We start from the raw sequence: 14,097 nt of genomic DNA, 5'->3' as shown, positions 1-14,097 counted from the left end.
TGACGACTCGCCTAGAAGCATCAGGGGATGTGCCCCAGAACATTGAATCACTGCAGCGTGAGCTCGAACGTATCCGGCTCGAACGCGAAGTGGCTCAGAACGAGGTGGAGGCGTTGCGGCGTACGAACGCCATGCTTGAACAGCAGTGTGCTGACACCACGACACATAATGCGGAGCTTGCTGCGCGCATCGAGCATCTGAGCCGCGCAATGGACGCCAGTGGCGTGGGCCTGTGGACCTGGGATTCGTCTTCGGCCAACAACGCGGGTGAGTGGTCGCCGCACTTGCGCACCATCCTCGGCGTGCCACAGGACATTGCTGTCACGCACGAGCTGTTTCTGCAGTGCGTGCATGAACAGGACAGGGAGCGCGTCAACGCGGCCATCTTCGAGGCTTTCAGTGGCGCTACCGGCGGCAGGTACGTCGAGGAGTATCGTACCGCTGCTTCGCCTGAACGGCCGGCGCGCTGGGTGTCGGCGCAGGGCCAGGCATTCCTCGATACGGCAGGCAGTCCGGTATGGTTCGTTGGTGTGCGCGACGTTACCGAGAGCAAACGCCTGCAGGCGGAGATCGAGCGACTGAGCGAGGACTTCCGCGACCTGTTCGACGAAGCACCGATCCCCTATGTGCATGAAGCCATGGACACGCGCTTCATCCGTGCGAACCGTGCTGCGATGAGCTTGTTGGGTGTTGGCCCTGACGATCTCTCCGGCACATTCAGCCACTCGTTCGCGGTCGATAGTCCGGAGAATCTGCAGCGGCTCACCAGTGCGCTGGAGTCGGTCGAACGTGGCGAGGCCGTGCAGGGCGTCGTGCTCGAACTGCGGCGCAAGGACAACCAGCCCGTCTGGGTGGAGTGGTGGTCGCGGCCTGCTGCGAGCGGAGGCTTCACGCGCACGATGCTGGTCGACATCACCGAGCGCGTGCTGCTCGAGCAGGCCAAGAATGCGCTGGAGTTCACGCTGAAGTCCGGCCTGGTGGGCGACTGGAACCTCGACCTGGTTCATGACACCTCGCGCAGGTCGCTGCGCCATGACCAGTGCTTCGGTTACGACGCGCCGATTCCCGAGGCCAACTGGGGTATCAAAGAATTCATCAAGCATGTTCATCCCGACGATCGTGTGCGGGTCGAAGAGAGTCTGCGCCATGCCGTGCAGGCATTGCTCGACTGGAGCCAGGAGTTCCGCGTGATATGGCCGGATGGCAGCCTGCACTGGCTCGCCGCGCGTGGCAGCATCTACCGCAGCAGCGAGGGGCGCGCGACGCAGATGCTCGGCATCGTCATGGACATCAGCGAACGCAAGAGCGCAGAGGAAGCGCTGAGGGCTTCCGGGCAGATCGCACGCGGGCAGGTCAGGGCGCTCGGCAGCTCGCTGGCCCTGCTCGCCAGAGAGCCCTCCGCAGACAGACTCGTGGGCCACATGCTGTGTGCGCTCAACGAGCAGTGCGGTGGGCACAGCAGCAGCGTGTGGCTGCGCAACAAGGTGACGGGCGTCATCGAATTCGAGTTTGCCTTCGAAGATGACTTCGTCGTGCCGAAGAGCGATGTACGCTTCGCTGGCATGTCGCTCGGGCTGCCGATGGAGGAAGTGTGGCCGTGGCCCGAGGTGTTTCGCACCGGCAAGCCGAGCCTCATCGAAGACATCCGCGAAGTGCCGCCCTTTCCCCTGCGCGACCGCCTGTTGGACCTCGGCATCGTGACCGTGCTGCTGGTGCCGATGTTCAGTGGTGGCGAACTGGAGGGCGCGATCGGTATACGTTTCGTCGGCAGTCGCGAGTTCCGCAACGAGGAAGTGGATCTCGCCCAGGCGCTCGCCAATCAGGCCATGCTCGCCATCCAGCTCGCGCGGCTGTCGGCAGAGAGTCGTGATGCGGCTGTCATGGCCGAGCGCAACCGCATGGCGCGCGACATTCACGACACGCTGGCGCAGGGCTTCACCGGCGTGATCGTGCAACTGGAGGCAGCCTCCGAGGCCCGTTCCAAGAGCCTGCCGGCCGAGGTGGAAATGCATCTGCAACGCGCCAGCGAACTCGCTCGCGAAAGCCTCAACGAGGCACGTCGTTCCGTGCGTGCGCTGCGCCCGCTGGCGCTGGAGGACAAGGATCTCGCCGCTGCGCTAGACAGCCTGTTCACTAGGATGACGGCAGGGACTGCGCTGCAAGCAGCATTCAATGTGAAAGGGCCGGTGAAGAAGCTGCCACCGGAGTGGGAAGAGAATCTGTTGCGCATCAGTCAGGAAGTGCTGACCAATGCGCTGCGCCACGCCCATGCCCGCCACTTCCAGGTCAGCCTTGCATTCGCAGACGGTGCGTTGTCACTGCTCCTGCGCGACGATGGTCAGGGCTTCGACCCCGAGGGGCGACATGATGGCTTCGGCCTGATCGGCATCAGGGAGCGCGTGAACGTCATGGGCGGCGCAGTGTCCATCGAAAGCGTCATCGGGGCAGGCACGCAGATCGCGATCGACCTGCCTTATGCGCAGCGGAAGGCGACAGCATGACCAAAAGAACTTCCCGCGCTGTCGCCACAGCCGCTACGGCCGCACCAGAATCCGGCTCGACCCGCAGCATCAGCGTGCTCATTGCCGATGACCACGTCACGGTGCGCGAAGGCCTCGCGGCCATCATCGGCCGTCAGGCGGACATGCATGTTGTTGCGCAAGCCGTTAACGGTCGCGAAGCGGTGACGCTGTGGCAAGCGCATCGTCCGGACATCACCCTGCTCGATCTGCGCATGCCGCTGCTTGACGGGGTCGAGGCAATCGAAGAGATATGCGCCGTGGATTCATCGGCACGCCTGATCATGCTGACTACCTTCGATACCGACGAAGATATTTCCAACGCCATCAAGGCCGGGGCACGTGGCTACCTGTTGAAGGACGCGCCGTGGGAGGCGCTGCTCGACTGCATCCGCAAGGTGCATGCGGGCGAGATCAGCATTCCTCCATCGATGGTGGCGAAACTCGCGGTCGGCATGAGTCGCGAAGCACTGACGGCGCGCGAGACCGGCGTGCTGAGCCTGCTCGCACAAGGCAAGAGCAACAAGGAAATTGCCACCACGCTGCAGGTCAGCGAAGCGACGGTCAAATCGCATCTGCGCAATATCTTCACCAAGCTCAACGTGCTCAGCCGCACCGAAGCCATCTCGGTCGCCATTCAGCGCGGACTTGTTCAGGTCTGATTCACAGGCGCCAGAAGAGTCGTCCATTTCTGTAGGAGCGGGCCATGCCCGCGACTGTCGCAGGCATGGCCCGCTCCTACATGACAGGGGCCTACGCGGACAAACTGTCTCCGCATCGAAGATTTCTCATCCAAAAGGATGAGTCCCGCCTCACCCTTTCTCCACACCGGAATCCGCTCCATCCCATCTATGGTGCTCGCGCCCGCATGGCGTCATTCTGCGGAACGCGTCGATGTTGCTGCACTGCAGAGACATGACGCAGACAAGCCGCACTGCGGGGCTCAATCAGCGCATCACCCGGAGAGAGAAATGTCTGACAGAAAACTCATCAGGACCCTCGTGCTGTATCAGGACCCGCTCGTGGCGGCAGGCTTACAGAGCGCGCTGGCGCGGCAGCCCGATGTCGTCATGGTTGAGCAGGAGATGGCCTCCACGGTCGAGGCGGACGTCATCGTGACCGACTACCCCGGCGGGCTGAGCCTCCTCGCCAGCATGCACACGGCATCCCTCTCCGTGCGCTTGCCGTATCCGCGCATCCTCATCCTGACGGACCGCGACACCGAGTGCGAGATACGCCATGCGCTGGAGCAGGGTGCGCGTGGCTACCTCACGCTCGGCTGTGGCGTCGAGGAACTGGCCGACGCGGTGCGCGCCCTGCATCGCGGCGCGCGTCACATCGGCGCTGCAGCTGCCAGCCGCCTCGCCGACAGCGTCGCCTCCGAATCGCTGACTGGCCGGGAGCTGGACGTGCTGCGCCTCCTCGTCGAGGGTCTCCCCAACAAGGCGATTGCCACGCAGCTGAACATCGCACCCGGCACCGTGAAGTCACACATGAAGGGCATCTTCCAGAAGCTCGGTGCGAGCAGTCGCACGCAGGTGGCGACGTTGGCCGAGCGGCGCGGCTTGCTGTCTCTTGCTGCGAGCAGTCAGGCGCAGGTCAGGACTGGCGCGATGTCGCTTGCAGCACGGCCGCAAGCGCATCGCCATACAGAGCTACTGTGATTGATGCGCGTGATTACTTGCAGTCGCACACCCTCCCAACCCGTCATTCCCGCGAAAGCGGGAATCCAGCGACGTTGCAGTGCTCAAGCCACTGGATCCCCGCTTTCGCGGGGATGACGATGCGTAAGTCTGAGCCCAAGAAATACCTCTCAGCGCAGACGCGTGATCTCCTTGCGCTTGCTGATCTGGAACGGCTTTTCAATGCTCTCATTGCAGCGGGTACGACTCTCATCCCTGAGCTCAAACGCCGCACAGCTACGATTTCCCGCCGGGTCTTCAAGATCCGGGTGGACCACCACAGCATAAGCACCCGCAGACCAGACCCGATCAGGCGTAAAGCGCCACATCGTCTCCGCGTCAGCCAGCGAAATGCGACCTTTCGCGCGCTTGCCGTCAGGCCCGCGCACAGCAATCAGCGATTCCGCAGTCGAGCTGATCGTCGCATCCAGGCGCACGCTCAGCGTCTGCCGACTGCCCGCAGCAGGCGCATCAAGAGTCCAGCGTGTCGGCACAGGTGCAGCGGCATCGAAAGCACTCACCTGCCAGGTCTTGCGCACTGGCGTTGTGAGTGCCGGATCATCGACCACTAGTGTGACGGCAGAGCCTGCCACAAGCGCGCGCCCGAACAGCACGTTCGCACCCACACCCGACTTCACGCGACCGGGGTGTAGCAACAGCGTAACGCTGCGCCTATCCGCGCTCGGCAAAGGCAAGTCGAGAAAAGCATCCTCAATGGCGCGCCCCTCCGCATCGAACAGCTTCACATGCTCGATGCTCAAGGGCGCAAGCAGCGGCGCAGAAAAGCGCAGCTCGATGCGCAACAGGTTTTCCGGCACCGTCGGCCCTGACGGATAGACGATGGCGGTAGCTCGTGAAGCCGCGCCCACAGGCGCCACCGCGCACAACATCAAACCGCATGCCGCCACCCAGCTGCGCAACACGCTCACGGTTTGGCTCTTGCCGCCAGTTCCGGATAGCCTTCGTCCGTGCGCAGCACCTGATGCACGCCGCGGAAATAGTCAGTCGGCAGATAGGTGAAGTCTGCGAAGTCATACTCGTTGATGAAGTCGCTCACGCGGAGGAAGGCACCCTTGCGGATCGAGACGAGCTCCATGTGTCCCGTGGCTTCGTCGCGACGCAGCGCGCCGAGGAAATCCTTGTTCTGGTTGCCCAGCTTGGCGATGCCGGAGATCGGCACGGGTATCGCCTTCAGGCCAAGGTAAGGCTCGCTCGGCCACTTGATCGGCGTGCTCAGTCCCGGCTGCTTGGAAGCCGCAGCGATGGATTCCAGCGTCATCAGATCGGCTGACTTGTGCGAGTTGGTCAGCAGCACCATCGGCCCTTGACCCGCATCGAAGGTCACCATGTCGACAGGCGCGCTGCCCCAGCCCAGTTCGGCAATTGTCTTGCCAACGATGTGCGCGCCATCCTTTAGGTCCTTCAACGCAACCGTCACCAGCGGCGTGCAGGTGTAGGCCGCAATCAGGGTCGGCTCGCCGTCGAGCGTTGCAATCGTCATCTTGCGGATCGGCGCGCGCGTCTCCACCTGGTTGTGCACGGCGTGATACATCTCGATGCTGGTCGTCGTCGATGCGCCATTGAACGGGAAGTCATACACGCGCAGCGTCGACGCGAAGCTCGCATTCGACAACCCGGCGACATAGAGCTTGCCCGCGTTGAACACCATGTCCGTCACCGTATAGCTCGCGGCCGGAATGTCATTCCAGAACTTCTGGTCAGCAGCAGGGCGCTGCTTGATCGCGACGGAAGTCTGCGGTGCCTTCGCCAGATTGATCACAGCCACCTTGCCGCTGCTATCGACCGACACCAGCGCCGGTACCGACGCCTTCCCGCGTTGCACCGACAGCGTGATGTACGCCAGCTCCGTACCGGGCCGGAATGCCATGTCCTCGAAGCGCAGGGCATCAGGCTGCACATGCAGGGCTTGTGCAACAGGCGATGAAATGTTCTTGAGCCTGAAAGGCTGAGCCGCAACCGAGGTTGCTGGCGCGAGCTGCAGCGCATGAATCTCGCCACCCACCCAGTCCGCCACGATTGCCGTATTGGCATCGGCGAAGGTGATCGAACCCACCGAGCGCACCGGCCCGGCAGAAGCCATGCCGGCGACGGCGCCGAGAGACATCGCGAGGACGACGGATTTCAGGCGCGGCGCGCACAGGCGTTTGGTGGACGGGCTGGCCATGGCAGTCATGAGAAGAACCCTTTCGTTGGCAGTGAGTGCTAGCAGGATCGTGGCGATCCCTCACAGCCCGTCATGAGCCGCTTGGCGAGTTTCGGGTTTTGCGGGTTCGGGCGCATGGCTCGTGCGCAGGAGGATGGGCTCTCCCATCCGGGCGAGGCGACCTTCAGCCGGGATCGCGCGCTTGTGTGGGCTCCCGGATGGCCATTCGCTTATCCAGGCCATGTAGCTCAAACAGATTCAGCGTGCTTCCCTCCGCTTTCGAAAGCTGAGCACAAGACACCCGTTCGTCATCTCCGGTGTTTGCGGCTCCAACTCGGTGAGCGGTAGCGAGATGTGTCGCTCGAAGCGGCCATACGGAATCTCGATGCGATGGATGCGTGACGCGCTGGTTGCAGGAAAGCGCCGCAAGCCGACGATATGTACGCCGTCCTCATCGAAGCGGACTGCCACGTCGTTGGTCGAGACGCCGGGCAGGGCGACCAGTATCGTCAGGGCTTCCTGGCTTTCCAGCACGTCCACGGGAGGTTCCCAGCAGCGCACCTCGGCGCCGCCAGCGTGGAAGAACTGCCGGTGCAGGCGGTCGGCCTGTTCCAGCAGGGAGAGCGCATCGCCCCACATCCAGGTGGTGAGATCGCGTGAGGTCATCTTGTTCGGGTCTCTTGTGGTGATCTTCGGAGGTGATTCATAGATGGCACTGGCGGGCGGGCTTTCAAGAGTGCGCGTCGGGCGTCCGGGTTGTGCCCGCAGGAGCTTGAAAGTCATCTGCTGACAAGGGCTTGCCGCAGGAGGGGGAGGTCCGCGACCATCTTCCGGTTCTTCCGGTCTGGTCATGTCGATCCGCCAAGGGGGCGGGGCTTGCAAATACCTTATATTTCGATAATTATAGAAATATGGAAGAAAGCGAAGTGATCAAAGCCCTGGCAGCCCTGGCCCAGCCTGTTCGCCTGCAGGTGTTCCGCGCCCTGATCGCGGTAGGCAAGCCGGGGCTGACGCCGGGCACGATTGCCGAACATGTCGATGTTGCTCCGGCGACGCTGTCCTTTCACTTGAAGGAGCTGACCCATGCAGGCCTCATCACGCAAGAGCGTGACGGGCGCAGCCTTATTTACCGCGCTGCTTTTGACGTCATGAACGGCGTGCTGGGCTATCTCACCGAGAACTGTTGTCAGGGTGAGGCATGTCTTGATGGCGCTGTAGCTTCCTGCAAGTGCTGAAGGAGTCTTCGCGATGAAGAGATTCCACGTACATCTGCGTGTCGAGGATCTGGCAAGGAGCATCAGCTTCTATTCGAGGCTTCTCAATGCGCCACCGACGCGTGTGGAAGACGATTACGCCAAATGGATGATCGATGATCCGGCACTCAATTTCGCGATTTCGACACGAGGTGGTCGAGTAGGTGTCGATCATCTCGGCATTCAGGCTGACGGGGCTGCAGATCTGCTGGAGTTGAAAGCGCGCGCGCAGGCAGCCGACATGAGCCTGCTCGATGAAGGCGAAACCACGTGCTGCTATTCACGTAGCGACAAATACTGGGTCACTGATCCACAGGGTATTGCGTGGGAGCACTTCCAGACGCTGGACAGCGTGCCGGTTTACAGCGAGAGCAGCGCCGCTTCCAGCGTGTCTGCTTGCTGCGGGCCCGCAAAGCAGCAGGGCATACCCCTCAATATCGCCGTGCGCGTGGCCGGGCCAGCAGCGCCTTGTTGCCAGCCCGGCATCTGATCATCACGAAGCCTGCAAAAATGAGCACCAATGTACTGATTCTCTGCACCCACAATTCCGCCCGCAGTGTACTGAGCGAAGGGATGTTGAATCACTGGGCGCACAAGCTGGGCAAGGATGTGCGTGCCTACAGTGCGGGGAGCGCGCCGAGCGGCAAGCTCAATCCGTTTGCGCTGGAAGCACTCACCCATGCGGGCGTCGACGTCAGCACCTATCGCAGCAAGAGCTGGGATGAATTCGTGGGAGATGACGTGCCGAAGATGCGCGTCGTCATCACGGTGTGCGACAGCGCTGCGGCCGAGTCCTGCCCTTACTGGCCGGGCAGCCCCGTGAAAGTGCACTGGGGTTACGCAGATCCTTCCAATGCGAGCGGTGGGGACGAGGGCAAGCGCCTCGCGTTTGCGCTGACGCGCGAAGCCATTGGCTACCGCATGCTGCAATTGTTGCAGCTGCCACTTGATACCCTGGGTGACGAGGCGCTGCAGCAGGCCTTGATCGGCATCTCCAGGAGCTGATCATGATTGCGCTGGCTCGCAGGCTGTTCGCAGAGGCGCTCGGTACGGCTCTGCTGCTCGCCGTCGTCATCGGCTCCGGCATCATGGCCGAGCGTCTTGCCGGAGGTAACGCGGCAATTGCGCTGTTGGCGAACACCCTGGCGACGGTGTGCGGGCTCTACGTGCTTATCGAGGTGTTCGCTCCGGTGAGCGGTGCGCATTTCAACCCCGTGGTGAGTCTCGTCATGGCGACGCGCAAGCTGTTGTCGTGGCCCGACCTGCCGCTCTACGTGCTTGCCCAGCTCGTTGGTGCAATGCTGGGGGCGTGGCTGGCGCATGCGATGTTCGACATGGAGATCCTGCAGTGGTCGACCCGGCAGCGCAGCGGAGCGGGACAAATGATTGCGGAAGCCGTTGCGACAGCGGGCCTGATCCTGGTTGTGTTGTGTGCACCGGCGGCTCGCGTATCGAGCATGGTGGCGGCCTACATCGGCGCGGCTTACTGGTTCACCGCCTCCACGGCCTTCGCGAATCCGGCCGCTGTATTCGGGCGCATGTTCAGCGACAGTTTTGCGGGCATTGCACCTGCCTGTGCGCCCGCGTTCGTCGCCGCGCAGATCGCGGGGGCGGGCCTCGGCTGGGGCGCGCATCACATGCTGAAGCCACGCGTGCGGGCCTTGCAGCAGGAAGCAGGCTGAGCCAGCGCCGCGGCGGCGACCTGGCTGCGCCAGAAGGTAAATGGGCGGCACGGGGCCGCCCATTTTTCGTGCTGTCCGTGTCGCCTAGTTCTGGATGGAGCACTTGTTCGGGTTGCCACCCGGATCGCTGCCAAAGGCGGCTGCCGTGCAGGCGATGCTCTTGCCGACGCCCACATTTTTCGCCACCCACTTGCCCTTGCGGCCGTAGGCCACCCAGCCAGTGCCCTTGCTGACGCTGCAGGTGGCGCCCTCTTCGGCGCATTTGTTGAAGCCGCTCGGGTAGTCGCCCGTGCCGCCGAGAACGGGGCCCGAACCTGCCGAGCTGGATGATGCACTGCTGGATGCCCTGGAGCTGGAGGAGCTGGATGCAGGGGCGCTGGAGGATGAGGACGATGCAGGCTTCGAGGAGCTGCTGGAAGCCTTGCTGCTCGACGACGAAGAGGCGCCTTCGAGGAACGCGTCCATTGCAATCGTCGGCCGGCCATTACTCGCGAAGGCGGCTTTGCCGTAGCCAGCCCAGTTGTTGTAGGACTCGGGCTCCCAGTAGAAGACGCCGATGGCTCCTGCCGAACGTGCCTTGGCGAGAATGTCCTGCAGGAAGGACTTGCTGGTACTGGCCGGGCTGGCATCCAGACCCACCTCGACGATCATCACGTCCTTGCCGTAGCGCGAGCGCATGTCCTTGATGTTGGAGGCAGCCTGGCTGTTCAGCGTCGGCCAGTCGCTGGTCGTCGGGTAGAGCGACATGCCGATGATGTCCCACTTCGCACCGTTGTTCTTCAGGCCATCGAACATCCAGCGGAACAGGGCGTTGTCGTAGGCGTTGGACAGGTGAACGATGACTCTGGATGAGGCGCTGACGGCCTTCACCGCGTCGTAGCCGCAGTTCACCAGCCAGGCGAAGTTCTTCATGTTGGCGGAGGCCTTGCCCTGGTCCCACAGCATGCCGTTATTGGTCTCGTTGCCGACCTGTACCCATTCCGGGTAGATGCCCTTGTTGGCGAGCGCCGTCATCACGTCTTTGGTGTGGTTGTAGGTGGCCGTCATGAGCTGCTCGAAGCTGTAGTTCTTCCACGCTGCTGGCTTGGTCTGCTGGCCGGGGTCGGCCCATGAGTCGCTGTAGTGGAAGTCGATCATGATCTTCATGCCGGCCGCCTTGGCGCGCTGCGCTTTTGCCACGACGTCGCTGGTGCCGTTCCAGCCGCTCGCGGGATTGACCCAGACGCGCAGGCGCACGGCGCTCATGCTATAGCCCTTGAGGATCTGCAACAGATCCTGCTGCGTGCCGTTGGCGTTGTAGAAGCGCAGGCCGGAGGATTCCATCTCCGTCATCCAGCTGACGTCCGCGCCCTTGGTGAACTCGGCGGCGGTTGCAGTGGCGCCCGTGCCGCAGAAGATGCTGCCCGCGAGGCAAGTGCCAAACACGAGGCGTTGCAGTGCCGTTTTCATGAGGGTTCTCATGACTGTCTCCTTTGTAATGTCTCTTGTGTGTCGCAACGCTCTGAGTGGTGTCTCATTGCGTTGCATGCCCGGCCCTCTGTCGGGGCCATCGTGAGGCGTATGTCCGCGCCTGCAAGCAGGTCGGCAGCGTGCGAATGTGGCCGTGGCCCGTGTGCAGGTCAAGCCGCAGCGCAATGTCGCTCATCTGCGGAAAGTGCTTGTCTGAAGGTGTTTTCCGCGCATCGTGGTCTGAATCTGCCAGATTTCGTATGTTTGGCGGATGTGTTGCGCAGCCGGAACAAAAGCCCTGTCGCGAAGTCTGCTGTCAGGGGCGCACCTGACAGCGCGAGGGAGGTCCGCATGACACGCAACGATTTTCTCCGGCTGACAATGGGAGCGGCAGCGGCGCTGGCTGCGCCGCCAGGCTTTGCGCGGCAAAGCAGCCCCGCAGGGGATACGAAGATGAAAATGAACACGCGCAGGATTCCTGCCTCTGGCGAAGCGCTGCCCGTCATTGGCTGCGGCACCTATATCGGTTTTGACGTAGCGCCGGGCTCCACGGAGTACCAGCGCTTGCCGGGCGTGCTGCAGGCACTCTTCGACGCTGGGGGCTCGGTGTTCGACAGCTCGCCAATGTATGGGCGCTCGGAAGAGGTAACGGGTGATCTACTGGCGGCCGCGAGCAGCCGCAAACAGGCCTTCATCGCGACCAAGGTGTGGACCAGTGGACGCGACGCCGGTGTGCAGCAGATGCAGCAGTCGATGAACCTGTTGCGCGTCGATCAGCTGGACCTGATGCAGATACACAACCTGCTCGACTGGCGCACGCATCTCTCCACCTTGCGTGACTGGAAGGCAAGGGGGCTGGTGCGTTACATCGGCGTTACGCACTACACCTCGAGTGCCTATCGCGAACTGGAGGCGGTGATGCGCGCGGAGAAGTTCGACTTCCTGCAGATCAACTACTCGCTCAACGAGCGTGAAGCAGAGCAGCGCATCCTGCCGCTGGCGGCGGAGCGCGGCATGGCGGTGCTGATCAATCGCCCCTTTGGGGGCGGTGGCCTGTTGCGTCGCCTGGGCAGCAAGCCCTTGCCGCCATGGGCAGCGGAGATCGGGGCGACGAGCTGGGCGCAACTGTTGCTCAAATTCGTGCTGAGCCACCCCGCGGTGACCTGCGCCATTCCTGGCAGCGGACGGCCCGAGCACATGGCGGACAACGCCGCTGCAGGTGCCGGTCAGATTGCAGGGCGCGACTTCTGGGCAAACCATGCGCAGCTGATCGAACGCTGAGGGCGGGTGGCCCTGCATCAGTCCGCCTCGGGTCGATCGCTTTCATCGTCAGGCAGTTCGGCGCTTCGCTTGATGCCGAGTGCATTACCGGTCCAGTGTTCGATGCTGCCACCCAGCAGCAGAACCAGCATGACGGCGAAGAGTGCCGTGAGGCCCAGCGCATGCAGCCCGGCACCGAAACTTGCGCCGAGCAGGGCGCACGCCCACAGATTCGCGGCGGTGGTGAGGCCGCGCACGCGCTGGGTGTGGTTGATCTGGATGATGACCCCGGCGCCGAGAAAGCCCATGCCCGTCAGCAGGCCCTGCATCACGCGGCTGGCAGCCTGCGCATCGCCGCCTGACAGCGTGCTGATTGCGAGCATCGCCAGCGCAGCGCCGAGCGATACGAGGGAGTGCGTGCGGATGCCTGCTGACTTGTGGTGCAGCCAGCGATTGAGCCCCAGCACCACGCCGGCGAGCAGGGCGAGGCCGAGCCGGATGAAGAGTTCCTGCGAGAAGTCCCAATTGCCTGGCTGCATGTCTGCTTCGTGGAGCGCGGGTGAGCGCCCTAGTGTAGAGCCGGCGGCGCGTGCGTTCCAGCGGAGAAGGGCTGGATTCGTGGCGCAACAAAAAGGCGCCCCGGAGGGCGCCTCGCGTATTGCAGTTGGGGGTGTGGGTGCTCAGTCCACAACCTTGCCTGCACCTGCACCCTGGGTCAGGATGGTCGGGATGCTGGTCGCTGCGTCCAGCGTGTAGCTGTAGAAGCTGCGCGGATTGAAGGCGTTGCCGGTGTTGAACTCCACACCATCTCCGAGCTGGATGTAGTTGCTCGCATCCCAGGTCAGCTTGGCCAGCGGGCCGGCGTCACCCATGTCCTGCGTGGTCTCGCCGTAGCAGTTGATGTAGTTGCCATCGGCATAGATGTTGGCGGACATGCCGACACCGATCACGTAGTTGTTGGTGCTCGTCGGGTTGTCGCACCAGTTGTTGAAGAAGTGCGCCATGCCGAAACGCACGCGTGGATGGCGCTGGCGTGTCTGGTTGAACCAGTTGTGGTGGTAGCTCACGTGCAGCTTGCCGGTGTCCTGCGCCTGGGCATCGTTATCGTGCGACAGCAACATGGTCTTGTCGGTCAGCACGAACTTGTTCCACGACACCGTCACCCAGTCCGAGCCCCGCTTGATGTCGACCGAGCCGTCGCCAGGCTTGTTGAAGGTGTTGTGATCGATCCAGACGTGATGCGACCAGCACTGCACGTTGATGTTGTCGTCGCCGGCATTGACGAAGTTGAGGTTGCGGATGATCACGTTCTTCGCGTACTCGAACTTGCCCTCCGTCGAGACCTCGCAGATCTTCTCGCCGAGCGGCTTGACGTGTTCATCGCGGAACCCGCTCACGTTGAGGCCGAAGCCGTTGAGCGTCGCCGTCGAGCCGATGCCCACGATGGTCTTGTTGGAACCGACCGGCACCATCTCGGTTGTACCGCCATTGGTGATCGTGCCCGATACCTTGACGATGCGCGGCGTGTGGTCGGCAATGGCTGCGACGAAATCAGCATAGGTCGTGACAACTACTGTCGGGCCGCCGGCACCCCCCGTGGTTGTTGCGAGGCCGTTGGCATTCACTGCGGCAAAGCCGACCAGACCCATCGGTGGCAGCGTGACGGAAGAGGTCGAGCTGCTGCTGGAGCTGACGGAACTGCTGCTGACCGAACTCACCGAGCTGGACGACTTGCTGGAACTGGAGGAAGACGGGGCGCTGCTCGAGCTCGAGGACTTCGACGACGAGCTCGAGGATGTGGCTGGCACCGAGCACTCATTGGTACCGCCGCCAATGCGACCGCCGAATGTCGCTTCGTTACAGGTGAAGGCGCCGCTCAGCGCTTTGTAGAAGAACTGATCGGCGCGACCGAAAGCGACGTTGGTGGTGCTGGCGACCGAGCAGGCCTTGCCCTCGGTACAGATGGTCAGGTAGCCGGCAGGTCGGTTGGCGGCCGACGCCGGGGTCGAGACCCCGGCGGCGACAGCAAGGAGCGCGATGTGCGCGAGGACTGTTTTTCTCATGTGTGTCTCCTGGTGTGGTGATGCG

14 protein-coding genes are annotated in these 14,097 nt (G+C 62.9%); 8 read left to right on the top strand and 6 right to left on the bottom strand.

Going from position 1 to position 14,097, the window contains the following annotated elements:
* The first annotated feature begins 29 nt into the window (after nucleotides 1–29).
* From VVD49_RS01845 to VVD49_RS01835, 3 genes are all read left to right on the top strand, one after another.
* Nucleotides 30–2,501 carry a sensor histidine kinase gene (locus tag VVD49_RS01845; RefSeq protein ID WP_327597422.1) on the top strand — a complete coding sequence of 824 codons (2,472 nt, stop codon included), beginning with the start codon at nucleotides 30–32 and terminating at the stop codon, nucleotides 2,499–2,501.
* On the top strand, nucleotides 2,498–3,181 hold the full coding sequence (locus VVD49_RS01840; RefSeq protein ID WP_327597421.1) for a response regulator transcription factor: 684 nt from the start codon (nucleotides 2,498–2,500) through the stop codon (nucleotides 3,179–3,181). The genes VVD49_RS01845 and VVD49_RS01840 overlap by 4 nt, the downstream gene beginning before the upstream one ends.
* Before the next feature lie 309 nt (nucleotides 3,182–3,490).
* Complete coding sequence (locus VVD49_RS01835; RefSeq protein ID WP_327597420.1) at nucleotides 3,491–4,183, top strand: response regulator transcription factor; 693 nt, start codon at nucleotides 3,491–3,493, stop codon at nucleotides 4,181–4,183.
* A 149-nt stretch (nucleotides 4,184–4,332) separates the two neighbouring features.
* On the opposite strand, the gene VVD49_RS01830 is transcribed toward VVD49_RS01835, so the two are convergent.
* The 3 genes from VVD49_RS01830 to VVD49_RS01820 form a co-directional block, all read right to left on the bottom strand.
* Nucleotides 4,333–5,130, bottom strand: coding sequence for a hypothetical protein (locus VVD49_RS01830; RefSeq protein WP_327597419.1), 798 nt, complete (start codon nucleotides 5,128–5,130; stop codon nucleotides 4,333–4,335).
* Nucleotides 5,127–6,395 (bottom strand): hypothetical protein, encoded by a 1,269-nt coding sequence (locus VVD49_RS01825; RefSeq protein WP_327597418.1) that lies wholly within the window; start codon nucleotides 6,393–6,395, stop codon nucleotides 5,127–5,129. Before VVD49_RS01825 ends, VVD49_RS01830 begins: the two co-directional genes overlap by 4 nt.
* A 228-nt stretch (nucleotides 6,396–6,623) precedes the next feature.
* Nucleotides 6,624–7,148, bottom strand: a complete 525-nt coding sequence (locus VVD49_RS01820) for an Hsp20/alpha crystallin family protein (RefSeq protein WP_327597417.1) — start codon at nucleotides 7,146–7,148, stop codon at nucleotides 6,624–6,626.
* A gap of 143 nt (nucleotides 7,149–7,291) precedes the next feature.
* Between VVD49_RS01820 and VVD49_RS01815 the strand changes: the two genes are divergently transcribed.
* From VVD49_RS01815 to VVD49_RS01800, 4 genes are read left to right on the top strand one after another with little or no spacing between them, the layout of a single operon-like run.
* Nucleotides 7,292–7,600 (top strand): ArsR/SmtB family transcription factor, encoded by a 309-nt coding sequence (locus VVD49_RS01815; protein WP_465188676.1) that lies wholly within the window; start codon nucleotides 7,292–7,294, stop codon nucleotides 7,598–7,600.
* Between the two features lie 13 nt (nucleotides 7,601–7,613).
* Complete coding sequence (locus VVD49_RS01810; RefSeq protein ID WP_327597416.1) at nucleotides 7,614–8,108, top strand: ArsI/CadI family heavy metal resistance metalloenzyme; 495 nt, start codon at nucleotides 7,614–7,616, stop codon at nucleotides 8,106–8,108.
* A 20-nt stretch (nucleotides 8,109–8,128) separates the two neighbouring features.
* Complete coding sequence (locus VVD49_RS01805; RefSeq protein ID WP_327597415.1) at nucleotides 8,129–8,623, top strand: arsenate reductase ArsC; 495 nt, start codon at nucleotides 8,129–8,131, stop codon at nucleotides 8,621–8,623.
* A gap of 2 nt (nucleotides 8,624–8,625) precedes the next feature.
* Complete coding sequence (locus tag VVD49_RS01800) at nucleotides 8,626–9,300, top strand: MIP/aquaporin family protein (RefSeq protein WP_327597414.1); 675 nt, start codon at nucleotides 8,626–8,628, stop codon at nucleotides 9,298–9,300.
* Between the two features lie 84 nt (nucleotides 9,301–9,384).
* On the opposite strand, the gene VVD49_RS01795 is transcribed toward VVD49_RS01800, so the two are convergent.
* Nucleotides 9,385–10,761, bottom strand: a complete 1,377-nt coding sequence (locus tag VVD49_RS01795) for a glycoside hydrolase family 53 protein (RefSeq protein ID WP_327597413.1) — start codon at nucleotides 10,759–10,761, stop codon at nucleotides 9,385–9,387.
* A gap of 339 nt (nucleotides 10,762–11,100) precedes the next feature.
* On the opposite strand from VVD49_RS01795, the gene VVD49_RS01790 reads away from it, so the two are divergent.
* Complete coding sequence (locus tag VVD49_RS01790) at nucleotides 11,101–12,030, top strand: aldo/keto reductase (protein WP_327597412.1); 930 nt, start codon at nucleotides 11,101–11,103, stop codon at nucleotides 12,028–12,030.
* A gap of 17 nt (nucleotides 12,031–12,047) precedes the next feature.
* Here VVD49_RS01790 and VVD49_RS01785 read toward each other — a convergent pair whose 3' ends face one another.
* On the bottom strand, nucleotides 12,048–12,548 hold the full coding sequence (locus tag VVD49_RS01785) for an MgtC/SapB family protein (protein ID WP_327597411.1): 501 nt from the start codon (nucleotides 12,546–12,548) through the stop codon (nucleotides 12,048–12,050).
* Nucleotides 12,549–12,689: 141 nt separating this feature from the next.
* Complete coding sequence (locus tag VVD49_RS01780) at nucleotides 12,690–14,072, bottom strand: pectate lyase family protein (RefSeq protein WP_327597410.1); 1,383 nt, start codon at nucleotides 14,070–14,072, stop codon at nucleotides 12,690–12,692.
* Between the last annotated feature and the right edge of the window lie 25 nt (nucleotides 14,073–14,097).

The sequence above is a fragment of the Uliginosibacterium silvisoli genome (genome assembly GCF_036017035.1).
Classification (GTDB): domain Bacteria; phylum Pseudomonadota; class Gammaproteobacteria; order Burkholderiales; family Rhodocyclaceae; genus Viridibacterium; species Viridibacterium silvisoli.
This window is presented reverse-complemented; position numbering and strand designations above follow the sequence as displayed.

Excerpts from the sequence above, each read along its gene's own strand:
- VVD49_RS01840 (WP_327597421.1), top strand. The coding sequence starts at position 2,498 with ATGACCAAAAGAACTTCCCGCGCTGTCGCCACAGCCGCTACGGCCGCA.
- VVD49_RS01835 (WP_327597420.1), top strand. The coding sequence starts at position 3,491 with ATGTCTGACAGAAAACTCATCAGGACCCTCGTGCTGTATCAGGACCCG.
- VVD49_RS01825 (WP_327597418.1), bottom strand. The coding sequence starts at position 6,395 with ATGACTGCCATGGCCAGCCCGTCCACCAAACGCCTGTGCGCGCCGCGC.
- VVD49_RS01820 (WP_327597417.1), bottom strand. The coding sequence starts at position 7,148 with ATGACTTTCAAGCTCCTGCGGGCACAACCCGGACGCCCGACGCGCACT.
- VVD49_RS01810 (WP_327597416.1), top strand. The coding sequence starts at position 7,614 with ATGAAGAGATTCCACGTACATCTGCGTGTCGAGGATCTGGCAAGGAGC.
- VVD49_RS01805 (WP_327597415.1), top strand. The coding sequence starts at position 8,129 with ATGAGCACCAATGTACTGATTCTCTGCACCCACAATTCCGCCCGCAGT.
- VVD49_RS01800 (WP_327597414.1), top strand. The coding sequence starts at position 8,626 with ATGATTGCGCTGGCTCGCAGGCTGTTCGCAGAGGCGCTCGGTACGGCT.
- VVD49_RS01795 (WP_327597413.1), bottom strand. The coding sequence starts at position 10,761 with ATGAGAACCCTCATGAAAACGGCACTGCAACGCCTCGTGTTTGGCACT.
- VVD49_RS01790 (WP_327597412.1), top strand. The coding sequence starts at position 11,101 with ATGACACGCAACGATTTTCTCCGGCTGACAATGGGAGCGGCAGCGGCG.
- VVD49_RS01785 (WP_327597411.1), bottom strand. The coding sequence starts at position 12,548 with ATGCAGCCAGGCAATTGGGACTTCTCGCAGGAACTCTTCATCCGGCTC.
- VVD49_RS01780 (WP_327597410.1), bottom strand. The coding sequence starts at position 14,072 with ATGAGAAAAACAGTCCTCGCGCACATCGCGCTCCTTGCTGTCGCCGCC.